The sequence below is a fragment of the Glycomyces albidus genome (assembly GCF_009451885.1).
Lineage (GTDB): Bacteria > Actinomycetota > Actinomycetes > Mycobacteriales > Micromonosporaceae > Glycomyces > Glycomyces albidus.
On sequence record NZ_WIAO01000006.1, the window covers coordinates 158,389 to 183,627 of the forward strand.

At 72.0% G+C, this 25,239-nt stretch carries 17 protein-coding genes and 1 tRNA gene; 8 read left to right on the plus strand and 10 right to left on the minus strand.

Annotation, left to right across the window (positions count from 1 at the left end):
• Window positions 1–179 precede the first annotated feature (179 nt).
• From prfB to GFD30_RS07695, 3 genes are all read right to left on the minus strand, one after another.
• A complete protein-coding gene (gene prfB / locus GFD30_RS07685) occupies window positions 180–1,304 on the minus strand; it encodes a peptide chain release factor 2 (RefSeq protein ID WP_322633055.1) in 1,125 nt (374 codons plus the stop codon).
• A 119-nt stretch (window positions 1,305–1,423) separates the two neighbouring features.
• A complete protein-coding gene (locus tag GFD30_RS07690; RefSeq protein WP_153024592.1) occupies window positions 1,424–1,927 on the minus strand; it encodes a PadR family transcriptional regulator in 504 nt (167 codons plus the stop codon).
• A 230-nt stretch (window positions 1,928–2,157) separates the two neighbouring features.
• Window positions 2,158–3,501: a serine/threonine protein kinase gene (locus GFD30_RS07695; protein ID WP_153024593.1), complete on the minus strand. Its 1,344-nt coding sequence runs from the start codon at window positions 3,499–3,501 to the stop codon at window positions 2,158–2,160.
• A 247-nt stretch (window positions 3,502–3,748) separates the two neighbouring features.
• Between GFD30_RS07695 and GFD30_RS07700 the strand changes: the two genes are divergently transcribed.
• A complete protein-coding gene (locus tag GFD30_RS07700; protein WP_153024594.1) occupies window positions 3,749–4,555 on the plus strand; it encodes a PP2C family protein-serine/threonine phosphatase in 807 nt (268 codons plus the stop codon).
• Window positions 4,556–4,671: 116 nt separating this feature from the next.
• On the opposite strand, the gene GFD30_RS07705 is transcribed toward GFD30_RS07700, so the two are convergent.
• Complete coding sequence (locus GFD30_RS07705; RefSeq protein ID WP_153024595.1) at window positions 4,672–5,364, minus strand: TetR/AcrR family transcriptional regulator; 693 nt, start codon at window positions 5,362–5,364, stop codon at window positions 4,672–4,674.
• Window positions 5,365–5,485: 121 nt separating this feature from the next.
• Here GFD30_RS07705 and GFD30_RS07710 point away from each other — a divergent pair, with 121 nt between their 5' ends.
• Entirely contained in the window at window positions 5,486–6,172 is a 687-nt protein-coding gene (locus GFD30_RS07710; protein ID WP_153024596.1) for a hypothetical protein, read from the plus strand.
• Between the two features lie 47 nt (window positions 6,173–6,219).
• On the opposite strand, the gene GFD30_RS07715 is transcribed toward GFD30_RS07710, so the two are convergent.
• From GFD30_RS07715 to eno, 4 genes are all read right to left on the minus strand, one after another.
• The gene (locus GFD30_RS07715) at window positions 6,220–7,143 is read right to left on the minus strand and encodes a Ppx/GppA phosphatase family protein (RefSeq protein WP_194201884.1); all 924 of its coding nucleotides are present in this window, start codon (window positions 7,141–7,143) and stop codon (window positions 6,220–6,222) included.
• On the minus strand, window positions 7,140–7,670 hold the full coding sequence (locus GFD30_RS07720; RefSeq protein ID WP_322633057.1) for a DUF501 domain-containing protein: 531 nt from the start codon (window positions 7,668–7,670) through the stop codon (window positions 7,140–7,142). The genes GFD30_RS07715 and GFD30_RS07720 overlap by 4 nt, the downstream gene beginning before the upstream one ends.
• Window positions 7,671–7,674: 4 nt before the next feature.
• Window positions 7,675–8,202, minus strand: coding sequence for an FtsB family cell division protein (locus GFD30_RS07725; protein ID WP_194201886.1), 528 nt, complete (start codon window positions 8,200–8,202; stop codon window positions 7,675–7,677).
• A gap of 400 nt (window positions 8,203–8,602) precedes the next feature.
• Entirely contained in the window at window positions 8,603–9,889 is a 1,287-nt protein-coding gene (gene eno, locus GFD30_RS07730) for a phosphopyruvate hydratase (RefSeq protein WP_322633058.1), read from the minus strand.
• Between the two features lie 336 nt (window positions 9,890–10,225).
• Between eno and GFD30_RS07735 the strand changes: the two genes are divergently transcribed.
• Both GFD30_RS07735 and GFD30_RS07740 read left to right on the plus strand, forming a co-directional pair.
• Entirely contained in the window at window positions 10,226–10,858 is a 633-nt protein-coding gene (locus GFD30_RS07735) for a hypothetical protein (RefSeq protein WP_153024599.1), read from the plus strand.
• Window positions 10,859–11,085: 227 nt separating this feature from the next.
• A tRNA-Glu gene (locus GFD30_RS07740) sits at window positions 11,086–11,158 on the plus strand.
• A 229-nt stretch (window positions 11,159–11,387) separates the two neighbouring features.
• On the opposite strand, the gene GFD30_RS07745 is transcribed toward GFD30_RS07740, so the two are convergent.
• Window positions 11,388–12,581: an ATP-grasp domain-containing protein gene (locus GFD30_RS07745; RefSeq protein WP_153024600.1), complete on the minus strand. Its 1,194-nt coding sequence runs from the start codon at window positions 12,579–12,581 to the stop codon at window positions 11,388–11,390.
• 703 nt (window positions 12,582–13,284) lie between these two features.
• Here GFD30_RS07745 and GFD30_RS07750 point away from each other — a divergent pair.
• From GFD30_RS07750 to GFD30_RS07765, 4 genes are read left to right on the plus strand one after another with little or no spacing between them, the layout of a single operon-like run.
• Complete coding sequence (locus tag GFD30_RS07750; RefSeq protein WP_153024601.1) at window positions 13,285–14,382, plus strand: hypothetical protein; 1,098 nt, start codon at window positions 13,285–13,287, stop codon at window positions 14,380–14,382.
• The gene (locus GFD30_RS07755) at window positions 14,379–18,008 is read left to right on the plus strand and encodes a non-ribosomal peptide synthetase (protein WP_153024602.1); all 3,630 of its coding nucleotides are present in this window, start codon (window positions 14,379–14,381) and stop codon (window positions 18,006–18,008) included. The genes GFD30_RS07750 and GFD30_RS07755 overlap by 4 nt, the downstream gene beginning before the upstream one ends.
• Window positions 18,009–18,039: 31 nt before the next feature.
• Complete coding sequence (locus GFD30_RS07760) at window positions 18,040–23,286, plus strand: non-ribosomal peptide synthetase (protein WP_153024603.1); 5,247 nt, start codon at window positions 18,040–18,042, stop codon at window positions 23,284–23,286.
• A gap of 8 nt (window positions 23,287–23,294) precedes the next feature.
• Window positions 23,295–24,563 (plus strand): MFS transporter, encoded by a 1,269-nt coding sequence (locus GFD30_RS07765; protein WP_194201887.1) that lies wholly within the window; start codon window positions 23,295–23,297, stop codon window positions 24,561–24,563.
• On the opposite strand, the gene GFD30_RS07770 is transcribed toward GFD30_RS07765, so the two are convergent.
• Window positions 24,560–25,072, minus strand: coding sequence for a cysteine hydrolase family protein (locus tag GFD30_RS07770; protein WP_153024605.1), 513 nt, complete (start codon window positions 25,070–25,072; stop codon window positions 24,560–24,562). The two genes, GFD30_RS07765 and GFD30_RS07770, sit on opposite strands and share 4 nt — an antisense overlap.
• Between the last annotated feature and the right edge of the window lie 167 nt (window positions 25,073–25,239).

Below are 25,239 nucleotides of genomic sequence, written 5' to 3' on the forward strand. Positions count from 1 at the left end.
CAGTACAAGCGTGGCATATTCCGGTATTTCGGACCCATATGTCCCGCCCGTTCGGGGGTAACGGCGTGATTTCGCCCGAACGGGGGAAGCATATGTGGTCAGGAGGCCCATGCCGGCGCCGCGAAGGGTCACGGGGCCGCCACGAGCCGTCCACAGCGGAGCCCGGATCCTATAGGAACCTACGAGCCGGCGGCGGCCTTCTCCCCGCTCTTGCGCCAGCGGATGCCCGCCTCGAGGAAGCCGTCGATGTTCCCGTCGTAGACGCCCTTGACGTCGGCGGTCTCGAAGCCGGTGCGCAGGTCCTTGACCATCTGGTACGGGTGCTCGACGTAGGAGCGCATCTGGTCGCCCCACGAGGCGGTGGCCGAGCCGCGCAGCTCGTCGACCTTGGCCCGCTCCTCGTCGCGCTTGCGCTGGAGGAGCTTGGCCTTGAGGACCGCCATCGCGGTGGCCTTGTTCTGGAGCTGCGAGCGCTCGTTCTGGCAGGAGACGACGATGCCGGTCGGGAGGTGGGTCAGGCGCACCGCCGAGTCGGTGGTGTTGACGCCCTGGCCGCCGGGGCCCGAGGAGCGGTAGACGTCCACGCGGATCTCGTCCTCGGGGATGTCCTCGATCTCGTCGGTCTGCTCCAGGGCCGGGACCACCTCGACCGCGGCGAACCCGGTCTGGCGGCGCCCCTGGTTGTCGTACTTGCTGATGCGCACGACCCGGTGCGTGCCCTGCTCGACCGAGAGGTGCCCGTAGGCGTAGGGGCCCTTGACGGCGAAGGTCGCCGAGCGGATCCCGGCCTCTTCGGCGTAGGAGATGTCGTACACCTCGGTGCCGAAGCCGTGCGGCTCCGACCAGCGCAGGTACATGCGCATGAGCTGCTCGGCGAAGTCGCAGGCGTCGGCGCCCCCGGCGCCGGACCGCACGGTCACGACGCAGTCGCGCTCGTCGTACTCGCCCGAGAGGAGGGTGCGGACTTCGAGCTCGTCGACGGCCTTGCGGATCGAGTCGAGCTCGGCGCCGGCCTCGGCCGCCGCGCCCGGGTCGTCCTCGGACTCGGCGAGTTCGAACATGATCTCGACATCGCCCATGCGCTCGTGCAGGGAGGCGAGCTTCTTGAGCTCGGCCTGGATATAGGAGAGGCGCGAGGTGAGCTTCTGGGCGTGATCGGGGTCGTCCCACAGCCCGGGGTCGGCGGCCGCGGCCTCGAGCTCGGCCAGCTCGCGCCGGAGCGCGGGGAGGTCCAGGACGGCCTCGACGCTGGCGAGCGTCGCCTTGAGTTCGCGGAGATCGGCTGAAACATCGACACTGGTCACAACAGATCAGGGTACGCCTGTATTCGGGCTCATACGAAACGGGACGCGAGCCCTGTGGGGGCCGCGTCCCGTTCCGTGCTTGATGTCGTGCGACCGGCGTCGGCGCCGGGTCTCTCCGTCTACCGCTTCTTCAGCCAGCTGAGCGCCGCCCGGTGGTACCCGATCGCGAACTCCATCGCGATCGCGGCGTTCGGGTCTTCGTCGGCGTAGTCCTTCGCGGCGGCACGGGCCTCTGCCAAGGCCTCCTGGTGCTGCTCGACCGCGTCGGCGAACATCTCGTCGGCGGTGTCCTTCGAGAGGTAGTCGAGGAAGGCCGTGCGCAGCGCGACGGGGTCGCGCAGCTGGCCGATCCGGGCCGGCTCGTTGAGCCAGCGGGTGAACGCCCGCTTGCCGTTGGCGCTGATCGTGTAGGGCACCGAGGCGCGCGGCCCCGGCTTCCCCACGCGGACGAGGCCGCCCTCGGCCAGCGCGGGGAGTTCGCGGTAGACCTGCGAGCGCGTCATGGTCCAGTACGGACCGAGGCGACGGGTCGCCTCCGCCATGAGTTGTCCGCCGGTCATCGGTCCTTCGTGCAGCAAGCCCAGCAATGCTGCTGAGGTCGCGTTGAGTTCTTTTCCTGCCATGCCCGACAGGATGCCATGTGGATGCCGCTCTGACAAGTGGACAGCTCCAATGTGTCGATAGACCTCGACCGATGGTTCATCCTGCGTGACCATGGAAAGCACTGCAAGCCTTGTGAATCCGTCGGGGGTCGATCCGGGATTGCAACGCCTGATCGGAGAATTCCAATCGTGTGATCCCCATCGCCCTCATCGGTTCGGACGATGCGGGGTCACTCGGCGCTCATGGATCATTATCGACTGTCGCCGCCGATTTCAGTTGTCGGCATGGGCGAACCGATGAGGTCCGATCCGGGCGAGTCATCGTCGGAACCGCCCTCTGTGGAGCCTCCGTCGCCCTCATCCGACTCGGACATTTCAGTAGATTCCACCCCGGCGTCGGGGCTCTCCGACTCCGGCCCTTGAGGACTGGCGGACTCCTCGCCGGGAGACCCGGAGCCGCTCGGTGCCGGTTCCGTTGGGTCCGCTGAGGACTCGCCCTCGGCGGGCGCCGACGAGCCGGCCTCTTCGGACGGACCGTCCGCATCCTCCGCATTCGGGACGTCCGGGCCCGTCAGGGCCGCGAAGGCCCAGACCGCTCCGGCCGCGAGCGCGACCAGTGCCAGGGCGGCCGCCACGAACCGGCCGCGGCGAGGCGACTCCGCGGGCGCCGACTCGGCGGCGAGCATCGCGCAGAGGGCGCCGGCGCCGATCTCCGGCCGGTGGGGCGTGACGGGCGCGTAGTCGAAGGAGCGCGTCGCGTCCCGTTCGCGCAGTTCGGGTTGGATCGGGGCGGTCGCCTGCCGCGACAGGCGCGGGGCGAGTCGGCGCAGCTCGGCGGCGACCGCGTCGAGGTCTCCGCGGGCGCGCGGGTCGAGCGACAGGAGCATCTCGACGACCTGCCACAGCTCGCCGTCGACGGCGGCCGGCTTGACGGGAATGCGGGTCAGGTGGCGCTCGACCACGTCCGTGATGGACCCGCCGCGGTAGGCGCTGTGCGCGGTCAGCGCCTCGTAGAGGACCAGCCCGAGCGCGTAGTTGTCGACCCCGGTGCTCGCCGAGTCGCCGGAGGCCACCTCCGGGGCGATGTACTCGGGGGTGCCGTGCGAGGGGGCGGTGCGGGAGGCGGCGGCGCGGGCGATCCCGAAGTCGACGAACTTGACGCCGTCGGAGCCGTGGAGCATGAGGTTGCCGGGCTTGACGTCGCTGTGGCGGTACCCGGAGCGGTGGATCGCGGCCAGGGTCTCGGCGGCGCTGGCGCACCGCAGCGCGGCCTCGGACGCCGGGAGCGGCCCGTGCACGCGCAGGTGCTCGCGCAGGTCCAGGCCCTCGATGAACTCCAGGACCACGGCGCAGACCGTCTCGGTGACGATGAAGTCCTTGACGCCCACGACGCCCGGGTGGTCGATCGTCCGCAGGATCTCGGCCTCGGCGCGGAAGGACTCGAAGATCTCCGCCTCGTCGCGCAGCTCCTCCCGGAGCACCTTGACGGCCACCCGGTCCCCGGTGATCCGGTCGAGCGCGCGCCACACGATGCCGACCGCGCCGCGCGCGATCTCCTGCTCGAGGACGTAGCGGTCGGCCAGAACCGTGTGCATGGCAGCTCCCGGGGGTGGCGGCGGGCGGGCTGAGTCCAGCGTAATCGGGGTGTCACCGCAGCTCAGCGGCGGGATCACAGGCTGGCACGAACGGGGGATACAGCGCCGGTCCGGCCCGGTGCCCCGACCGGGGTTCAACGGTCGCGTGCTGTGAGTGCCGGACCACTACACTTGCGCCCATGTCCCTCGAACGGCCAAGCTTTGAACAGACAGCCGAAACTCAGTGCCGAATCAGTGGTGATCGCCTGTGACCGAATTGCGCTGGCGCTACGGCGCCGCCACCGACGTGGGCAAAGTCCGCGACCTGAATGAGGACTCCCACCTCGCGTCGCGGCGACTGCTCGCGGTCGCCGACGGCGTGGGGGGCGCCGCTGCGGGCGAGGTCGCCAGCGGGGTGACCATCGCCGAGGTGACGCGCCTGGCCCGCCGCTCCCCCGCCGACGCGCACGCGGAGCTGGGCGAGGTCGTCGAGGCCGCCCGCGACCGCATCCGCGCCGCGGTGGCCGAGAACCCCGAGTCCGAGGGCATGGCGACGACGCTGACGGGCCTGTGGCTCGGCGACGACGCCGTCGACATCGTCCACATCGGGGACTCGCGCGCCTACCAGATCCGCGGCGAGGACTTCGTCCAGGTGACCGTGGACGACTCGTACGTGCAGCACCTGGTCGACGAGGGCGCCATCACGCCCGCCGAGGCCCAGGACCACCCCTACAAGTCCGTCGTGACGCGCGTGCTCCAGGCCAACCCCGCGCCGGCGCACTTCGAGACCCGTCCCGCGCAGATCGGCGACCGGTACATGCTCTGCTCCGACGGGCTCAGCGACGTCGTGGACGACGCCGTGATCGAGAACGTCCTCCGCGACTTCGCCGACCCTCAGGCGGCCGCGGACGAACTGGTCCGCCTGGCCCTCGAGGGCGGCGGCCCCGACAACGTCACCGTGGTCGTCGGCGACGTGTCCGAGCACCGGCCGCGCCGGCGCCGGCCCTGGATCCTCGCCGCGGCGGCCGTCGTGCTGCTCGTGGCCGCGATCGCGCTGGGGCTGTACTTCTTCTGAGACTCGAGCCAGGGCCGCCCGGTCGCCCGGGCGGCCCTGTCCGCTGCCGTGCGCGCGGATCCGGCTCTCGCCGTCCCGGTGACGCGTGACCGGTGCCCGATCCGGTTCGCGCGCGCTCAGTCGAAGGCGAGGCCCAGGTTCGCGCCCTCGGCGCGGGCCGTGTACTCGAAGAACAGGGCGTCGTCGGCGGTCACGTTCTTGAGGTGGCCGTGGAGTTCGTAGCCGATGACGGCCACGAGGCGGTTCCAGGCCAGGATCAGCCGGGCGGTCTCCTCGACGGTGAAGTCGCCGTCCGCGAGCAGGTCGAGCATCGCCGGCTCGATGGCGGCCGGGTCGCACACCGGGCCGGTGTAGGGCCGAAGACCGACGGAGCGCTTGGCGTCGGCGACGATGCGCGCGAGCGTGAGCGGCATCCGGGCGGCGATCTCGGTCGTGAGATGGGGGGCGGCGTAGCCGGGGACCGGGGTGCCGAACAGCAGCGCGTACTCATGGCGGTTGGCCAGGCACCAGGCGCGGACGGCGCGCCAGACCGAGAGCCAGCGCTCCTCCGGGGCGGCGTCGGGGAGGTCGCCGGCGATCGCGGCGTCGCCGATCTCGCCGTAGGACTCGACGAGGAGCGCGGTCAGGAGCTCGTCGCGGCTGGCGAAGTAGCGGTACACGGCCGAGGAGGCCATGCCGAGGTCGCGGGCGACCGAGCGCAGGGACAGGCCGGGGGCGCCCACGTCGCCGAGCTGGCGGCGGGCGGAGGTCAGGATCTCCTTGGTGAGCTCGGCTCGGGCGCGTTCTCTGGCGGTTCTCGGCGCGTTCATCAGGCCAGTGTACAGAAACGAGAGCACTGCTCTTGCGTTGCCGACCAGGGATGTGCAATCATTGCTCTCAACAGAGAGCGCCGCTCTCGACTTCGAGCGGCGAACCCACAAGGAGCACCCCGTGTCAGGCACCCCAGACCCCCGCACCGGCGCCGTCGCGTTCGGCCTCGCCGGCGTCCTGTTCGTCCTCTACGAGGCGGCCGCGCCGCGCCTCGACCAGACCACGCTCGAAGGCGCCGAGTCCTGGACGAGCGCCGGCTGGGCCGTCGCCCACATCGCCGCGATCGTCGGGCTCATCCTCATCCCGCTCGCCTACGGGTCCCTGCGCGGCCACCTCGAAGGCACCCGCAACGAGAAGACCGCGTTCCTCGCCGCGACCGCCGGCTACATCGGATCGGCGCTGACGATCTCGTACTACGGCGCGGAGGTCTACGGCCTCAAGGCGATCGGCGAGCGCGCCGTGGCCGACGCCGACCCGACGATGACCGAGGTCGCCGACGCCTTCCGGTTCGATCCCGTCGCCATGGCGGTGTTCGCGACCGGCCTCGCGCTCATCGCGCTCGCGGCCGTCATCGCGGCGGTCGCGGTGTGGCGCTCGGGGACGCTCAACCGGTGGAGCGGCGTCCCGCTCGCCGTCCTCATGGCGACGTACCTGCCGCAGTTCTTCCTGCCCCACGCGGGTCGGATCGCCTGGGGCGCCGCGGTGGCCGCGGCGGCGCTGTGGCTCGCGGCCGAGATGTGGCGCGCCGCCGCGAAGACGCCCGTGAAGGAGCCGCAGGCGCGGACGAAGGATCTCCAAGCGGCGTAATCGGATACGACGGCGGCCCCGCGATCGCGGGGCCGCCGTCGTTCGTCCTAAGCAGACAGTGCGATGCCGTCGAGGATGTCGTGCTCGCTGATGAGGACCGAGTCGATCCCGCTGCGCTCCATGACGGTGCGCAGCACCAGCGCGCCGCCGACGATGACGTCGGCCCGGCCCGGATGCATCACCGGGATCGCGAGCCGCGCGGCGTGGTCGGCCGCGGCCAGGTCGGCGGTCACCTTCGCGACCTGCTCGTACGAGAGGCGGCTGCCGTCGATCGCGTCCGCGTCGTAGGCCGGCAGGCCCAGGGCGATCCCGGCGATCGTCGTCGCGGTCCCGGCGACGGCCACGAGCTCGGTGGCGTCACGGTCGGCGTCGGCGACGGCGAGCCCGCGGTCGACGAGGGCGGTGACGTCGGCGACCGCGGCGTCGATCTCGTCAGGGCGCGGCGGGTCGGAGCGGAGGTGCCGCTCGGTCATGCGCACGCAGCCGACGTCCATGGAGATCGCGGCGAGCACCTCGGAGCCGGTGCCGCGCACGAACTCGGTGGAGCCGCCGCCGATGTCGATGAGCATCCGCTGCCCGGCGTGGGCGGGCAGGGTGGCGACCGCGCCGGTGAAGGAGAGCCGGGCCTCTTCGTCGCCGGTGATGACCTCGGGGGCCTGGCCGAGGACGGTCTCGACCATGGCCGTGAAGTCGTCGGCGTTCGCGGCGTCGCGGCTGGCGGAGGTGGCGACCATGCGGACCGCTTCGGCGCCTTCTCTGCGGATCTGCGCGGTGTAGTCGGCGAGGGCGGTGCGGGTGCGCTCCAGGGCGGCGTCGGCGAGGCGCCCGGTCCGGTCGACGCCTTCGCCGAGGCGCACGACCTCCATGCGGCGCACGACGTCGCGGAGGCGGCCGTCGTCGCCGATGTCGGCGATGAGCAGGCGGATCGAGTTGGTGCCGCAGTCGATGCCGGCGACGCGCCGGGTGCTCATTCGCTCTCCTCGCGGTGTGCGCAGCTTGCGTTCCGCCACCACTCGGGCAGCATCTCGATGGCCTCGTCGCCGATCGGGCTCACGCCGGGCCCGGCTGCGAGCGCGTGGCCGACGAGGGCGTGCAGGCATTTGACGCGGTCGGGCAGGCCCCCGGCGGAGACCCCGGCGATCTCGGGGACGTCGCCGAGACGGGCCCGGCGGGCCAGGTAGTCCTCGTGGGCGCGCCGGTGGTGCGCGGCCAGTTCGGGGTCGGCGGCGAGCCGTTCGTTCATGTCCTTCATGACGCCGCCGCCTTCGAGGCGGCCGATGGCGGACGCGGCCTTGGGGCAGGTCAGGTAGTACGTGGTGGGGAACGGCGAGCCGTCGGGCAGGCGCGGTTCGGTCTCGACGACGGCCGGCTGGCCGCAGGGGCAGCGCCAGGCGACGGCGTGGGCGCCGCGGATGGGGCGTCCGAGCTGCGCGGAGACGGCGGCCGCGTCGGCCTCGGTCACCGCTTGGGGCGCTTGGGGCCACGCTTCCGGCTTCACTGCATCACTCCGCTGGTTCCTCGGTTTCCTCTGGGTCGAGCTGGTCGGCGTCTTCAAAGGTAGCGGTCAGCTCGTCGTACCAGGCCTGGTCGGAGGCGGTCTCGTCGTCCTCGTCACCGGTGTGCCTTGGTTCGTCCTCGTCGATGACGATGACGAGGTCCTCGCCCGGGGGGACGAGCAGGAGGCTGGAGCGGATCTGCGCCTCGACGTACTCGGGGTCCTCCCATTTGAGGCGCTCGGCCTCGAGCTCCTCGATGCGCTCCATCTGCGCGGACTGCTCGGCTTCGAGGCGGTTGATCTCGATGCGCTGCTCGATGTAGGTGCGCAGCGGGTACGCGTATGCGAGGGCGAGCGCGGAGAGGACGAGTGCGAGGACGGCGGCGCGGCGCGAGACCTTCCGGGCGGGGCGGTAGCGGACCCGCTTGACCTCGGCCCGGCCGGCGGCGCCGGGCGCGGGGCGCCGGGCGGCGCGGGTGCGGCCGGGACCGGTGGATCGTCCTCCGGGGCGGCTGGGTCGGCGGCTCGCGTTCACGGGCCCCAGCCTAGTCGATGCCGCCGGGGGCCGCTGCGTTCGAAGGCCCCCGCGCCACGGGGCGCGGGGGCCTTGCGATCCGCTTCAGCTCTCCTTCAGGTTCGCGCCGCTGCGGTTGCGACCGGGGGCCCTTTCCCAGCCGGAGGCCGTGCCTCCGGTGTGCGTCCGGACCGGTTGCGCCGCTTCAGCTCCCCTTCAGGTTCGCCGAGCTACGGTCGTGCTCGCCGAACCTCGGCGGTGATGCCGCAATCGACGCCGTGAACCCGCGAAGCTGCCGCCTCACCTTCACGTACGTCGGCAGTGGCGCACCTTCGCCTCAACGAAGCCCGGCCGGCCGCTCTTCGCCTCCGCGAATTTCGGCCGCGCCGCCGCTTCGCCTTGGCGAGCGTCGACGTTGCCGCTACTTCGACTTCGCGAACTTGGGGAATGCCGAAGCGCCGGCGTAGCGGGCGGCGTCGCCGAGGTCTTCCTCGATGCGCAGGAGCTGGTTGTACTTGGCGACGCGGTCCGAGCGGGCCGGGGCGCCGGTCTTGATCTGGCCGCAGGTCATGGCGACGGCCAGGTCGGCGATGGTGGTGTCCTCGGTCTCGCCGGAGCGGTGGCTCATCATGCAGCCGAAGCCGGCGCGGTGGGCCATCTCGACGGCGTCGGTGGTCTCGGTGAGCGAGCCGATCTGGTTCACCTTGACCAGGAGGCCGTTGGCGGCCTGCTCCTCGATGCCCCGGCGGATCCGCTCGGGGTTGGTGACGAACAGGTCGTCGCCGACGATCTGGAGGCGCGAGCCGACGGACGCGGTGAGCGCGGACCAGCCGGCCCAGTCGTCCTCGGAAAGGGGGTCCTCGATGGACACGAACGGGTAGGCGCCGATGAGCTCCTCGTAGTAGGCGCTCATCTCCTCGCCGGACTTCTTCTGGCCCTCGAAGAGGTAGGCGCCGTCGGTGAAGAACTCGGTCGCGGCCACGTCCATCGCGAAGGCGATGTCGGTGCCCAGCTTGTAGCCGGCCTTCTCGATGGCGACCGCGATGAGGTCGAGTGCGGCGCGGTTCGAGTCGAGGTTGGGGGCGAAGCCGCCCTCGTCGCCGAGGCCGGTCGACAGGCCGCGCTCCTTGAGGACGGACTTGAGCGCGTGGTACGTCTCGGCGCCCCAGCGCAGGGCCTCCTTGAACGTCGGCGCGCCGATCGGGGCGATCATGAACTCCTGGACGTCGACGTTCGAGTCCGCGTGGGAGCCGCCGTTGAGGATGTTCATCATCGGCACCGGCAGGAGGTGCGCGTTCGGGCCGCCCACGTAGCGGTACAGCGGCAGCTCGGCCGAGTCGGCGGCGGCCTTCGCGGTCGCGAGGGAGGCGCCGAGGATCGCGTTCGCGCCGAGGTTCGACTTGTCCGGCGTGCCGTCGGCGTCGAGGAGGGCCTGGTCGACGAGGCGCTGCTCGGAGGCCTCGAGGCCGATCAGGGCGTCGCGGATCGGGCCGTTGACGTTGTCGACGGCCTTCTCGACGCCCTTGCCGAGGTAGCGCGACTTGTCGCCGTCGCGCAGCTCGATGGCCTCGAACGCGCCGGTCGAAGCACCCGACGGGACGGCAGCCCGCTGGAGCGTGTCGTCGTCGAGCAGGATCTCCACTTCGACCGTCGGGTTGCCGCGGGAGTCGAGGATCTCCCTCGCGCGGATGTCTTCAATTGCAGCCACTGTCACTCCTGAAATAGCCGAATCTGACGATCGGCCCGATTACCGGGCCGTGTCCGAAGGATTTCGGCCGACCCGACGCTGCGCCGGCCACAGCTCCTTAGCGTACGCCCCGGCCCCGGCGGCGGTGCCTCCGAGCCGCGAAAACGCGATGGCGCTCGCGGCCCCCGCTCGTGTTGGATGGGGGATGGACCGACCGCTATATGGTGGAGGCCAATCTCAGATCAGACACCTGTGCTAGGCGCGCCCCCCAGATGCCGCCGGGCGAGTCGCGACCCGCGGGCTACGCCGAGACCGCCCCGGCATCCCCCTCGCCGAGCACTATGGAAGTGGAGCCCCATGATCGTGCAGAACCCTCTTCGCCGCTGCGCCGTGCTCGGCGCGGCGGCGCTGCTGGCGCTCGCCGGCTGCTCCCTCAGAGGAGGAACCGAGGAGCCGGCTTCGGAGGACCAGGCCGCGCTCACGGAACTGAGCGAGCGCCTGGCCGCCGGAGAGGACCACGCCTACACCGCCGAGTACCTCATGGAGGACTCGGAGGAGGCGCTCCTCGTGGCCGTCGACCCCGAGGCCGAGACGGCCGCGGTCGTCGTCGGCGACCGCCCCTCCCTGTGGTCGGGCGGGGACGGCACCGAGCTCACCGTCTGGCTCGGGCAGAAGCTGGAAGGCATGCTGCCGACCGAGGACGACGTCGCGGCCTGGCTCGCCGCCGCCGCGGCCGACGCCGCCGCCAGCGCCGAGTTCTCCGACACCACCCTCGCCGGGGAACTCGCCGACTGCGTGGACGTCCAGGGCGCCGCGGACGCCCCCGTCGGCTCGTTCGAAGTGTGCGTGACCACGGTCGGCGTCATCGCCAGCATCACCGCCAAGGTCGGGGACACCGCGTACACCGCGAAGCTCGTGAACTACCACGACGGGGTCGACACCGCCTGGCTCGACGACATCACCGGACAAGCGAACACGAGCAACCAGTGAGAATCACCCCTTGTCCGTGACCGCCACGCGTTAGAGTCACTCGGCGGGCCGGGGACCGGGCGCTACGGGGGTGCACCTCAAGAGGTGCCGGCCCGACCCGGCCCGCCACTCCCGACCAGGCGCCCGACGTACGCCACATCACATGCGACATCCCGCTTGTGCACCCCCGGCGAGTACCGTGTAATGTTGTCGTCGTTGCCGCGGCAAGCCCGCGAAAACAAAGGCAAGCTCCCGTCGTCCAGGGGCCTAGGACGCCGCCCTCTCAAGGCGGAAACGGCGGTTCGAATCCGCTCGGGAGTACATAGAGATACGCACCTCAGGGGTCGACTTCGGTCGGCCCCTGAGTTTTGTCGTGGGTGCCTTCGGGCGCTCGGGCCGGAGGGCGATTCCTCAGGGTGCTGCGGCCGGTGGTCGGCGCGGCCGGCGTTTCGAGGGCGATGAACGACCCGAGGGTCGGTGAGGTCGTGCGGGCCCGGGCGACGGGGTCGCACCGCCCGGATCGGCGGGTTCACATTGCGCCGCCTGCGGCTTACTCGGGGGCGGTGCGGATGTGGAGGAGGTCGGCGGCGGTCTTCACGGCGCGTTCGAGGGCGTCCGTGTCGGGGGCGGTGAGGAGGACTGCGGCGACGCGGTCGCGAGAGGACCGGGTCGGGTGGACGCGGTCGCCGGGGGCCACGTCGATTTCGAGGTCGGCGACCTCGGGGAGGCGGCGGGTGGCCGGGACGCCTTCGATGCGGGTGACGACGCCGGGCTCCGCGGCGGGGAAGCGGATCGCGGCCGCGCCGGAGCGGGTCCGGCGGATCCCGGGGTCCTCGCCGAGGGCGACCTTGATCGCGGCGGCGAACAGGTCGGTGCCGTGCGCGAGGGCGTGGAGTTCGAAGATGCGGTCGCCGGGGGTGCGGACCGCCACTTCCATGAGGTGCGGGCCGGAGTCCTCGAGGCGGAATTCGAGGTGCATGAGGCCGTCGCGCATGCCCATCGCCCCGGCGACGGCGGCCGCGAGCGCGCGCGCCGGGCCGGGGTCGGGGAGCCCTGCGGGGACGGTGTGGCCGAGTTCGACGTAGAACGGCGGCTCGGTGGTGGTCTTCCTCGTCGGCTCCGCCCACACGAGGCGGCCGCCCTGGACGACGCATTCGAGGCTGTACTCGGGCCCTTCGAGGTACTGCTCGACGAGGAAGGGGGCGCCGGCGTTCGCGGCGTGCCAGTCGCGCAGTCCGGTCTCGTCGGCGACGAGGCGGACGCCGCGGCTGCCGGTGCCGTCGGCGGGTTTGGCGATGACCGGGTACCGGGAGGCCGCCCACATCGCGGCGGTGTCCAGGTCGGACGGTGCCAGCGCGGCGGGCTGGGCGATGCCGTGGCGGGCGAACAGGCTCCGCTGGAGGGCCTTGTCCTGCGAGACGGCCGCGGCGCGCAGGCCCGGCCCGGGCAGGCCGAGCTCGTCGGCGATGAGGGCCGCCGCGGTGACGTGCGGTTCGCCGAACGCGACCACGCCGTGGACCTCGCCCGCCGCGAGCACCTCTGGGAGTGCCGAGTACCATGCGGCCGTAGAGGTTCCGAGCACCGGACGGCCCGCCTGGTCGTCGTCGAGGAACCCGCGGGCCCTGGCGAACTTCAGCGACGCCGGGTGGTCGAGCACCGCGAGGTCGACGCCGAGTTCGCGGGCGGCCTTCGCGTACGGCCGGCCGACCCGGCCCATGCCGATGAGCAGCACGCGCCGCCTCATCGGGAGCACTTCCTTTGCGGCGCTTGCGATTCGCGCATCGGTCCGGTCTCCTCTCGTCGAGCCGTCGGAGCGAAGCTACCGCATTTCCCGGGCCGGCGTAACGCCGCGACAAGGCGGGGCAGTTCCGGATATCGCACGATATATTCAGAAATAGAATGACGGATATTTCACTTATTTTGGACTTATACCGTCGAATATTTCTTTGCACTCAATTGCCACTCTGCATTATTCGCGCAATTCAGATCGCTGTTCGTTGCAATGCCGATTCGGTTGCCTCGCCACTCCGACTTTTTCAAGATCATTCTCAGTGATCTTGGTATATCGTTTCGTTATAGTTTGTATATACTACTGTTATCGTCGAGTACCTAGGGTGGTTCACTGTTGCGCTACCGTTATCTCGGGACGCATCAAGATCCACTTTGCATCTACCATCGAAGCGACACCCACCACCCACCGATTGCTCGACCCTTTGATTCGGCGTGCCGTCCGGACGACTGCGCCGCATCTCGGCCATGGGCTGAATCAATACCCCCAAGGTGTTCTCATAATGAAACATCAACTCGTGGTCGTCTACGACGTCGGCGCTGCCGGACCCGTGGACATAGCCACTGCTGCGCATGGAACCTGCGACATCGTATTCGTGTGCGATCCTGCGAATCCGAATGCCGCACGACACCTCGACCAGATGCACCAATCCGGAACCGTGGTCGCCATTTCCGATCCGAGCCCCGCCGACATCAGCAGAGTCGTCCAGGTCATCGGAGCGGACGGGATCACCACCTTCAGCGAATTCCAACTCGAATTGACCGCCGCCGCAGCCGCGGAATGCGGACTCCGATTCCACGATCCGTCGGTGATACGACTGCTCACCGACAAGTCGGCGCAGCGGAGTGCACTGCGCGCCGCCGGAGTCGACGCCACCCGCAATGCCGCGGTGGATTCGCTCGGCGATCTCGAATCAGCCGTCCGGGAGGTCGGACTCCCGGCCGTGCTCAAACCGAGAAAGGGTGCGGCCAGCGCCGAAACCCACCTCGTACCGACCATTGAGGACGCCGAGCGCGTGCTCCGCGACGCCGGCGGCCGCTTCGTCCTCGAAGAACTGCTCGTCGGCGACCCCGCCGCGGCCGGCCAGGGCTGGGGCGATTTCGTCTCCGTCGAGTCCGTCGTCGCCGACGGGACGGTCAAGGCCTCGTACGTGACCGGGAAGCTCCCGCTCGCGCCGCCGTTCCGCGAGACCGGGCAGTTCGCACCCTCGACCCTCGACGGCGCGGTGCGGGACCGGGTCGCGGCGTACGCCGAGGCCGCGGTCGCCGCGCTCGGAGTGCGCTGGGGCGCCGTCCACACCGAGGTGAAGCTGACGCCGCAGGGGCCGCGGATCGTCGAGGTCAACGGGCGGCTCGGCGGCTACGTCGGCGACGTCCACCTGCGGGCCGGCGGCCCCGACCTGCTGCGCGACACGATCGCGGTCGCCCTCGGCCTGCCGGTCGAGGAGCGCGCGCCGGCGTACCGGCAGGTCGCGTTCCGGCACTACCTCGCCGCGCCGCCGTACCGGGCCCGGCTGGAGCGGCTCGACGGGATCGACGACCTGCTGCGACTGCCCGGAGTGACCCACGTGGACCTGCGGGCCGAACCGGGCCGGGTCCTGGACTGGCGCAAGGGGACCCAGGAGTGCCTGGCCGTCGTGTACGGCACCGCCCCCGACCACCGCGCGCTCGCGCGGACGATCCGCCGGATCGCCGCGACGGTGCGGCCCCGGTACGCGTCCGCGCAGCGACAGCCGAGTGAGGAGATCCGATCATGAACGCCGACTTCGACATGGACCACCTGGACCGGGCGCTGGCCCTCCACGGCGAATGCGGTCCGGACGGCTGCGCGCCGGTCCGCGAGACCGCCGGCCTGCGGCTGCGGGCGGACGACCCCGAATCGCTCCTGGTTTCGGCGGTGCTGCTGCTCGGCGCCAGGTACAGCGGCAGCGACTCCTATGCCGTCGCGGTGGCCGGAGCCGACGGCTCCCTGCGGGCGGTCGGCGTCGACGCCGCACCCGCGGCCGCGATCGGCGACTGCGTCCCGCGGGACGCGGCGGTCGACCCCGCGACGTGCGCGCTCGCCGTCGACCTGCTCGGCAAGGCCGACGAGCCCGGCCGGCACGGCCTCGTGTTCGGTTGCAGCGCGAGCGAATCGGAACTGACGCTGACCGCGGTCGGGCACTCGCACGGGGACGACCCGGGCTGGACCGCCCGCGTGCTCGGGCACCTCGGCGAAGTGGTCCGGGCGCTGGTCGAGGCGCCGCGGACCCCGGTCGGGCGGCTCGAGATCCTCACCGGGCCCGAGCGTGAGGCGGTCTTCGGGCGGTTCAACCCGCCGCCGACGGACTACCCGCGCGGCGCGAACCTGATCGAGCTGTTCAAGACGCAGGTCGCGGCGGGCCCCGACCGGCCCGCGGTGCTGCGCGACGGCGAGGAGCTGACCTACCGGGACCTGGACGAGCGCTCGGACGCGCTGGCGCGCACGCTGATGCGCCGCGGCGTGCGGCCCGGGGACCGGGTGGCGCTGCTGGCGGACAAGTCGCCGCACATGGTCGTCGCGACCGTGGCGATCCTCAAGTGCGGGGCGGCGTACGTCCCCGTGGACCCCGCCTATCCGGCGGAGCGGCGCGCGTTCCTGCTGTCGGACTGCGCGATCTCGGTCCTGGTGGCGGCGGGCGTCGACGTCCCCGAGACGCCGGGCGTCGCCGTGGTCGACGCGGCCGGGCCGCACGAGGCCGGCCCGGTGCCGGTCCCGGCCACCGGGCCCGCCGACACCGCGTACGTCATCTACACCTCCGGCTCCACCGGAAACCCGAAGGGCGTGGTGGTCCCCCACCGCGGAGTGGTGCGCCTGGCGACCTCCTGCGACTACCTGGACCTGTCGCCGCGGACGCGGCTGCTCCAGACCTGCGCGATCGTCTTCGACGTCACCACGATGGAGCTGTGGGGGCCGCTGCTCAACGGCGGGTCGATCACGCTGGTGCCGGACGAGACGCTCCTCGACGCCGCGGCGCTCGGCGAGCAGATCGCGCGGCACCGGATCACGACCATGTGGCTGACGGCGCCGCTGCTGCACCTCCTGGTCGACCAGGATCCGGCGATCTTCGCCCCGCTGCGGCAGGTCATCGCCGGAGGCGACGTGCTCTCGGGGCCGCACATCGCGGCGCTCATGGCCGCCTGCCCGGACCTGGAGGTGATCAACGGGTACGGCCCCACCGAGAACACGACGTTCTCGACCGCGCACCGGATCGCGGCGGCCCCCGAGGGCCGGGTCCCGATCGGGCGGCCGATCCCGAACTCGACCGCGTACGTCCTCGACGCCGCGATGCGGCCGCAGCCGGTCGGCCTGCCCGGCGAGCTGTACACCGGCGGCGACGGCGTCGCCGACGGGTACCGGAACCGGCCCGACCTGACCGCGCGCGCGTTCGGCGACGACCCGTTCGCGCCCGGCGGCCGGCTCTACCGGACCGGCGACCTGGTGCGGTGGCTCCCCGACGGGACGATCGACTTCCTCGGCAGGGTCGACAACCAGGTGAAGATCCGCGGCTACCGGATCGAGCCGGGCGAGATCGAGCAGCACCTCAACGCGCTCGACGGCGTGCTCCAGTCGGCGGTGCTGGTGCGGACCCGCCGGGGCGAGAAGTACCTGCGCGCGCACTACACCAGCGACCGGGGCCTGTCCCCGGACCGCATCCGCGAGGAACTGGCCCGGACGCTCCCGGAGTACATGGTCCCGGCCGTGTTCATGGAGCTCGACGCCATGCCGCTCAACCGGAGCGGGAAGATCGACCGGGCCGCGCTCGCCCGCCTGGAGACCCCGGACGGAAGCGCCGCGCCCGAGGACGGCGCGGCCGGCGGCGAAGCGGCGGGAGACGCCGTGGAGTGGGCGGTCGCCGCGATGTGGAGCGACGCCCTCGGCACGGCCGTCGGCCTGGACGACGACCTGTTCGGACTCGGCGTCTCGTCGCTGACCTCCGCGGTCGTGTCCGGCCGGATCCAGCGCGAGCTCGGCGTGCGCCTCCCGGCGGCGCGACTCCTCTCCCACCCGACCGCCCGCCGCATCGCGGCCCTGGTGCGCGGCGCCGGCTCGGGCGCTCTGCCGCCGGTGGCCCCGGCGCCGGACCGCGCGGTATACCCCGTCTCGGCCCAGCAGCGGCGCATCATCGTCGAGCAGGCCAAGGACGAGACCGCGACCCACTACAACCTGCCGGTGCAGATCCGGCTCCCCGAGCCGGTCGACCACGGGCGGCTGGAGACGGCGCTCCAGGCCCTCACCGCCCGGCACGAGGCGCTGCGGACCGGGTTCGTGCAGATGGGCAACGAAACGTACCAGCGGATCCACGAGGAGGCCGCGGTCGCCGTGGCGGTCCTCGACGACCCGGAGTCGTGGCGGCCGCGGCCGTTCGACCTGGCCTCGCCGCCGCTGCTGCGCGCGTTCCGCTCGGCCGACGGACGACTCGTGGTCCTCGACTTCCACCACGCCGCCGTCGACGGCCGGTCCCTGGAGCTGCTCCTGGACGACCTGGACCGGCTCTACCGCGGCGAGGCGCTCCCGGACCTGCCGCTGCGCTACCGCGACTACGCCGTGTGGCAGCAGGGCGAGGGCGGCGCGGCCGTGCGCGAGCAGCAGGAGGCGTTCTGGCTGCGGGCCTTCGCCGACCGGCCCGAGCCGCTCGAACTGCCGACCGACCGGCCCCGCGGCCCGGTCCGCGAGTACGACGGCGCCCGGCTCGCCTTCGAACTCGGCACCGCCCGCACCGCGGGCCTGGCCGCCCTCGCGAGGCGGGAGGGGGCGACCCTCTTCCACGCGCTCGCGGCCGCGTACTTCGTGTTCCTGCACCGCATCACGGGCCAGACGGACCTGACGGCGGGCCTGCCGGTGGACGGGCGCGGCGTCGGCGACGTCGACGAGGTGGCCGGGATGTTCGCGAACACGCTGTGCCTGCGGGCCCGCATCCGCCCGGGCCAGGCGTTCACGGCGCTCCTGCGGGAGGTCCGCGACGACGTGATCGCGGCCTTCACCAACGCGGACTACCAGTTCGACGAGTTGGTCGCCAAGGCCGGCGGCGAACGCGACTTCAGCCGCAACCCGCTGTTCGACACGATGCTGGCCTACAGCGAGGCCGCGGGCGCGGGGCGGCCGTGCCTGGGCGGGCTCGCCCGCCAGGACGACTCCGCCAGCGCCGCCAGCATGTTCGACCTCAACCTCCAGTTCGCCGGGACCGGGAACCTGACGGCGACCTGGGCGTACAACTCGCGGCTGTTCCACGAGCGGACGGCGAAGTCCTTCGTGGACGCCTTCCTGGAGGCGGTGGACGCGGTCCTCGCCGCGCCCGAGGCGCCGCCGCTCCCCGCGCCCGACGCGACCGCGGCCGGCGACGGCCCCGCGTTCGACTTCTGACCCCCTGGCACGCACCCTGAAGGGACCCACTGTGAAGACACTCGGACAGTTGAAGATCGAGGCGGCCCGCCGCCCGTACGCGACCGCCTTCTGGCACAAGCAGTTCCCCGCCGGCTGGGAGAAGACCGGGTTCCGCGGCGACCGCGGTGAGGGGACCGGCCGCGGCCGGGTCGAGCTCGCGATCGGCGCGGCGACCTCTGACGCGCTCGACCGGTTCGGCCACGGCGACGCGACCGCGCTGCACTCGCTGCTGACGGCCGCGGTCGCGGCCCTGCTGCACCGGTACACGGGCGCCGGGCGGGTCGCCGTCGGGCAGCCGCTCACGCTCGACCCCGACCGGGCGGCCGAGCCGCTCGCGTCGGCCGTGCCGGTGCTGTGCGCGGTGGACGGCGGCGCGTCGCTGCGGTCGCTGACCCCGCCGATTGCGGCGGCGGTCGCGGAGGCCGAGAAGTACCACGACTACCCGTTCGAGGTCCTCGCCGACCATCTGGGCCTGGCCCGGCCGGCGGGCGCGAGCCCGTTCTTCGACGTGGGCGTGCGGCTCGAGGGCCTGCACGAGGCGTTCGCCGAGCCGCCGGCGGCGGTGTTCGACTTCGCGCGCGCCGACGCGGGGCTGCTGCTGCGGTTCGGGTACGACCGGGCCGTGTTCAGCGCGGCCGCGGCCGGGCGGCTGGCCGCGCACTTCGGGCTGCTGCTCGACGCGATGTGCGCCGAACCGGAACTCGCCTCGGCGGACGTCTCGCTGCTCGGCGGGGACGACCGGCGGCTGCTCGACGCAGTCAACGACACCGGCCGGGAGCTGGACGACTCGGTGCGGTTCCACGAGATGTTCGCGCGGCGGGCCGCGGCGGCGCCGGACGCGGTCGCACTCCGGTGCGCTGGCGTCGCGCACACGTACGCCGAACTCGACGCGGCCGCGAACCGGCTGGCGTGGACGCTGCGGGAGCGCGGCGTCGGCCGCGAGTCGGTCGTCGCGGTGATGGCGGACCGATCGTTCGCGATGATGGCCGCGATCCTGGCGGTGCTCAAGGCCGGCGGTGCGTACCTGCCGGTCGACCCGGCGCACCCGGCAGCGCGGATCGAGTACGTGCTGCGCGATTCGCGGGCGGCGCTGGTGTGCGCGCAGCGCGCCCACGCCGGGAAGGTCCCGGCGGGGGTCGACGCGGTCGACCTCGACGATTCGGCGTCGTTCGACGCCCGGAGCGAGGCGCCGCCGGCGGTCGGGGACGCCGCCGATCTGATGTACGTGATCTACACGTCCGGATCGACGGGGAACCCGAAGGGCGCGGCGGTCGAGCACCGGGCGGCGCTCAACCGGATCGCGTGGATGCAGCACGCCTACCCGATCGGGGCGGGCGACGCGATCCTTCAGAAGACCCCGATCGCGTTCGACGTGTCGGTGTGGGAGCTGTTCTGGTGGATGCGCGAGGGCGCGTCGCTGTCGCTGCTGGGGCCCGGGGACGCCGGGAACCCGGAGGCGATCATCGCCGCGGTCGAGTCGACCGGGGTGACGACGATGCACTTCGTGCCGTCGATGCTCGCGGTGTTCCTCGAGTACGTGGCGTCCGCGGGCGCGGCGGGGCGGCTCGCGGGGCTGCGGCAGGTCTTCGCCAGCGGCGAGGCCCTGAGCGCGAGCCTGGTCCGGGAGTTCCACCGGCTGCTGGCCCCGAACGGGACCCGGCTGGTCAACCTCTACGGCCCCACCGAAGCCACAGTGGACGTCTCGCACTTCCCGTGCGACGACCCCGATCCGGAGGCCGTGCCGATCGGGCGGCCGATCGAGAACCTGCGGCTGTACGTGGTGGACGAGCGGCTGCGGCCGCTCCCGCCCGGGATCCCCGGCGAGCTGTGCATCGCGGGCACCGGCCTGGCCCGCGGCTACCTGCACCGTCCGGAGCTGACCGCCGAGAAGTTCGTCGAGGCGCCGTTCCCCGGGGAGGACCGGGTGTACCGGACCGGGGACCTCGCGCAGTGGCTGCCCGACGGGAACGTCGAGTACCTGGGGCGCATCGACCACCAGGTGAAGATCCGCGGCTACCGGATCGAACTCGGCGAGATCGAGGCGGCCCTCGCCGACCACCCCCTGGTCCGGGAGGCGGCGGTGGTCGTGCGGACCGCCGGCGACGGGCAGGTGCTCCACGGGTACGTCACCGGCGGTGCCGCCGAAGCGGACCTGGCGGCGTACCTGCGCGAGCGGCTGCCCGAGTACATGGTGCCGTCGCGGATCGCCGTCATCGACGCGATGCCGCTGTCCCCCAACGGGAAGCTCGACCGGAAGGCGCTGCCGGAGATCCGGCGCGCCGGCGCCCGGCGGGACGCCGCCGCCCCGCGCGAGGGCACCGAGCGGGTGCTGGCCGGGATCTGGTGCGAGGCGCTCGGGATCGAGCGGGTCGGGACGGGCGACAACTTCTTCTCGGTGGGCGGCGACTCGATCCACTTCGTGGTGGTCCTCGCGAAGGCCCGCCGGGCCGGGCTGAACTTCACGTTCCAGGAGTTCTTCGCGCACCCCACGATCGGCGAGCTCGCGGCGTACCTCGACGCGCGGTCCGAGGAGGCCGCGGTCCCCGAGTCGCTCGAGTTCGCGCCGTTCGCGCTCGTGGCCGAGGAGGACCGGGACCGGCTCCCCGAGGACGCCGAGGACGCCTACCCGCTGTCGATGCTCCAGGCCGGCCTCATCTTCCAGAGCGAGATGATCCGCGGCACCGCCGAGTACCACGACATCATCACCTACCTCATCCAGGCGCCGTTCGACCGCGAGCGGTTCGAGCAGGCCGTCGCCCTCGCCGTGGAGCGCAACCCGATGCTGCGCACCACCTACCACCTGGACGGCTTCCGCGACTACCTCCAGGTGGTGCACCGGACCGCGCCCGCGCCGCTCGTGGTCGTCGACCAGCGCGGCATGGACACGGCCGCGCAGCAAACGTGGTTCGAGGAGTGGTCCGCGGCCGAGAAGGCCCGAGAGTTCGACTGGTCGCGGCCGGGGAGCCTCCTCACGCTGCACGTCCAGATCCTCGGGCCGGAGCTGTACCGCTACAACATCAGCCTCCACAACTCCTGTGTGGACGGATGGAGCATCAACCGGGTGCACGCCGAGGTCTTCGACATCTACCACCGGCTCCGCTCCGGCCAGGAGGTCGAGCCGGCGACGGGCGCGAACCACCAGCGCGACTACGTGGGCCTCGAACTGCGGTCGCTGGCCTCGGCCGAGGACCGGGAGTTCTGGGCCGGCCGGCTGCGGGAGCACCCGTTCACCGAGATCCCCGCGCTCGCGCCGCCCGGCACCCCGAACGAGGTGGTGCTCAGCCACTTCGACATCCCCCTGGAGCTGTCCGACGCGATCCAGGCGCTCGCCGACGAGCTCGCCGTCCCCGTCAAGAACGTGCTCATGGCCGCGCACCTGCGGGTCATGGCCGTCATCAGCGGCGACGACGACGCGGCCACCGGGTACGAGCACTCGGGCCGCCCGGAGGCCGAGGGGGCCGAGCGGGCGATCGGGATGTTCCTCAACACCATCCCGTTCCGGGTCGACCAGGGCCCCGGCTCGTGGGCCGACCTCGTCCGGGCCGTGTACCGGGCCGAGACCGACCTGCTCCCCCACCGGCGCTACCCGATGGCGAAGATGAAGCAGGACTTGGGGACCCAGCGGACCCTCTTCGAGTCCACGTTCAACTTCACCCACTTCTACCTGCTCAAGGACCTGAAGCGGCTGCCCGAGTTCGACCTGCTGAACGTGCTGGTGCAGGCCGAGACCGAGTTCCCGCTGCGCTGCGAGGTCTCGCGGCACTTCTTCCACGACAACGTGCGGCTGAGCCTGCACTACCACGCGGACCGGATCAGCGAGGAGCAGATCAGGCGCATCGGCGGCTACTACGTGCGCGCCCTCGAACTGATGACCGGGGACCCGGGCGGCGAGTACACGGCCCTGTCGCTTCTTGACGGCGCCGAGCTGGCGCTCGTCGAGGACCGGTTCCCGCGCGCGGCCGCCGGCCGGTTCGCGCCGGGCGCGGCCGTCCGGGTGGTCGACGCGCACGGCATGCCGTCCCCGGTCGGGACCCCGGGCCGGATCGTCGTCCTCGACGGTCCCGTCCCGGACGGCACGTCCGACGGGGCCGCCGACGGCGGCAGCGCCTCCCACGAGCGCGCCTTCACCGGCCGCGCCTTCACCGACACCGGCGAGCGCGGGCGATGGACGCCCGCAGGGGAACTCGAAGTCCTCGAGGCGCCCGCCGAGGCGCCCGCCGCGGCCCCGGAGGCGTTCGCGCCGCCGGCCGGCGAGGCGGAGGAGCGCGTCGCCGCCGCCTGGGAGAAGGTCCTCGGCATCCCCGCCGAGGAGATCGGCCGCAGCGACGACTTCTTCGACCTCGGCGGCAACTCGCTCACCGCGATGCGCGTGACCATGGGCCTCGACGGGGCCGTGAGCCTCATCGACGTCATGGAGCACCCGCGGCTGCTCGACCTCGCCGCGATCCTCGGCAGCCGGTCCGCCGAGGAGGGCGTGCTGCGGCCGCTCACGGCCGCGGCGGGCCCGCCGTCGGCGACGCTCGTGTGCTTCCCGTACGCCGCCGGCCACCCGTCGAACTTCCTCGACCTGGCCAAGGCGGTCGCCGCGGCGGCGCCCGACATCGCGGTGCACGCCGTCGAGTTCCCCGGCCACGACCCGCGGTTCCCCGGCGAGCCGCTCACCACCATCGCCGAGACCGGCCGGCTCGTCGCCGACGACATCGCCGCGCGCATCGACGGCCCGGTCATCCTGTGGGGCCACTGCTTCGGCGCCGCCGCAGCCGTGGAGACCTGCCGTCTGCTCGAGGAGCGCGGCACCGACGTGCGCCGCCTCTACCTGGGCGCCAAGCTCCTCAACGACGCCGACTACCTGCGGGAGGCCATCGAGGTCGCCGAGGGCCTCACCGACGACGAGATCATCGCCTGGCTCATCGACCGCACCGGCTTCACCGAGGCCGACGGGCTCGAACCCGACCAGCGCGACTTCATCTGCCGCATGTTCAAGCACGACAGCGCCTCCGGGCACCGGTACTTCATCGACGCCCGGGAGCGGCCCGAACCGGTGCGCCTGCGCACCCCGGTCACCTTCGTGGGCACCGGCGACGACCGCCTCGTCGCCGGCTACCGCGAAGCCCACCGCGACTGGACCCAGATCGCGGCCGACGTCTCCCTCCGCGAACTCGACGCGGGCGGCCACTACTTCGCACGCACCAGGGCCCGCGACGTCGCCGCGTTCGTCGCCGCGGACCACCGATCGACCGACACGCCCAGAAGGTAGGACCCCCTGTGAAAGAACTCATCTCCGTCCTGAAGAACCGCGACTACCGATTGCTGTGGTCCGGTTCCGTCGTCAGCCTCATCGGCGACGGCGCCACCTGGACCGCCCTGGCCTGGCTCGCCATCACCATCGGCAACGCGGGCTCGGTCGCCGTCATGGCGGTCTGCTACACGATGCCGATCATCCTGGGCGGCACCGTGATCGGCCCGCTCATGGACCGGCTCTCGCGGCGGTTCCTGCTCGTCGCCGACTCGCTGCTGCGCGCCGTGGTGATCGGCATCGTCCCGGTCTTCGCGCTCACCGGGAACCTCGAGCTGTGGCACCTGTACGTCACGGCCGGCGTCTACGGCCTGCTCAAGATCGTGCCGCTCGCCGTCGTCCCGACGCTCGTCCCCGAGCTGGTCGAGAAGCGCGCGCTGCACTCTGCGACCGCGCTCGAGTCGATAGCGTACGGCGCGGCCGGCATGGCCGGGCCCGCGATCGGCGGCGTGCTCATCGCCGTCTTCGACGCGCCCACGGTGCTCATCCTCGACGCCCTCACCTATCTGGTGTTCGCCGGCTGCGTCCTCGCGATCAAGGCGCCGCTGGCCGCTCCCGAGGGCAACACCAGCATGAGCCTCAAGCAGAGCTTCGGCTGGAAACCCGTGTTCGCCCTGTTCAAACGCGACGACGTCCTCGTGTGGACCACCGTCAGCTTCGCGCTGTTCAACGCCACGGTCGGCATGATCCGGGTGGTCATACCCTGGCTGGTCGTCGAGCAGCTCCACGCCGGGGCCGGGACGCTCGGCATCGTCCTCGGCATCGCCAACAGCGGCGCGCTCATCGGCGCGTTCCTCTCCGGCGTCGTCAAACCCACCGACCGGCAGATGCTGCGCGTCGGCGTCCTCCAGCTCATCGGCGGACTCGGCCTGCTGTTCCTGTTCGGACCGCAGGTCTGGATGATCCTGCTGGGCCTGATGATCCTCGAGTTCGTGTCCACGCCGATGACCGTCTCGGCGCAGGTGCTGCGCCTGGCGCGCATCCCCGCCGACATCCGCGGCCGCACGATGACGTTCATGCGGACGCTCCTGCAGTCGACATCGCCGGCCGGTTCGGCGCTGGCCGGGCCGATGCTGCTGGCGGGCCTGTTCGCGCCGCTGCTGGTCATCGCGGCCCTGTCGACGTCGGCCCCGGCCGCGTTCGTGGCCTGGAAGTACCGCCGCCGCTCCTTCGCCGACGAACTGGGGCTCAACGACCCCGTGCCGGAGAAGGAGGAGGCGAAGGCGGCCGCGTCCTAACCGAACTCGAGTTCGTCGGAGGCGCACACCGTGCCGATGGAGGGGAACACGACCTTCTCGGCGAAGGTGTGCGCCTCCGCGCTGAACGCGGCCATCGCGTCGGTCGGGAGCACCACCTCGTAGCCGTAGTCGGCGGCCGTGCGGGCGGTCGACTCGACGCCGAACGTCGTCACCAGGCCCGCGATCACCACGGTCGCGACGCCCCGCGCGGTGAGGAGCGCATGGAGCCCGGTCTCGTGGAAGGCGCTCAGCGCGCGCTTGACGACCACCGGCTCGCCCTCGAGCGGCGCGCACGCCTCGTCGAGCCCGCTGCCGGGCGGCTGCTCGTCCACATTGGGGCGTTCGACGCGGACCCAGACCACGGACGCCCCGGCGGCGCGGGCGCGGTCGGCGAGCGCGAGGCACCGGTCCCTGACGTCGGCGCCGGTGCGCGGGGCGGTGTCCAGGGCGATGATGCGCGGCATGAGGTCGATGAGGATCAGTGCGCCGCTGCGGGAGTCGATCTGCATGCCCCCATCGTGCCTTAGCGCCCGTCCTGCGAAACAGAACGGTCGTCATTCACCCGCTCGCCGGGTTGCCGGGGTTCCCAGACACCTACCGGTGCATCGAGGCCCCAGCCTCGCGAACGAACCGACTCGGATACCGCCCCGCCCTGACGCACAGGACAAGCCCTGGC

What these genes read in the sequence shown, in the direction of transcription:
- GFD30_RS07770 (WP_153024605.1), bottom strand. Translation starts at nt 25,072, where the DNA reads ATGCAGATCGACTCCCGCAGCGGCGCACTGATCCTCATCGACCTCATG.
- GFD30_RS07735 (WP_153024599.1), top strand. Translation starts at nt 10,226, where the DNA reads ATGATCGTGCAGAACCCTCTTCGCCGCTGCGCCGTGCTCGGCGCGGCG.
- GFD30_RS07715 (WP_194201884.1), bottom strand. Translation starts at nt 7,143, where the DNA reads ATGAGCACCCGGCGCGTCGCCGGCATCGACTGCGGCACCAACTCGATC.
- GFD30_RS07755 (WP_153024602.1), top strand. Translation starts at nt 14,379, where the DNA reads ATGAACGCCGACTTCGACATGGACCACCTGGACCGGGCGCTGGCCCTC.
- GFD30_RS07705 (WP_153024595.1), bottom strand. Translation starts at nt 5,364, where the DNA reads ATGAACGCGCCGAGAACCGCCAGAGAACGCGCCCGAGCCGAGCTCACC.
- GFD30_RS07745 (WP_153024600.1), bottom strand. Translation starts at nt 12,581, where the DNA reads ATGAGGCGGCGCGTGCTGCTCATCGGCATGGGCCGGGTCGGCCGGCCG.
- GFD30_RS07695 (WP_153024593.1), bottom strand. Translation starts at nt 3,501, where the DNA reads ATGCACACGGTTCTGGCCGACCGCTACGTCCTCGAGCAGGAGATCGCG.
- GFD30_RS07690 (WP_153024592.1), bottom strand. Translation starts at nt 1,927, where the DNA reads ATGGCAGGAAAAGAACTCAACGCGACCTCAGCAGCATTGCTGGGCTTG.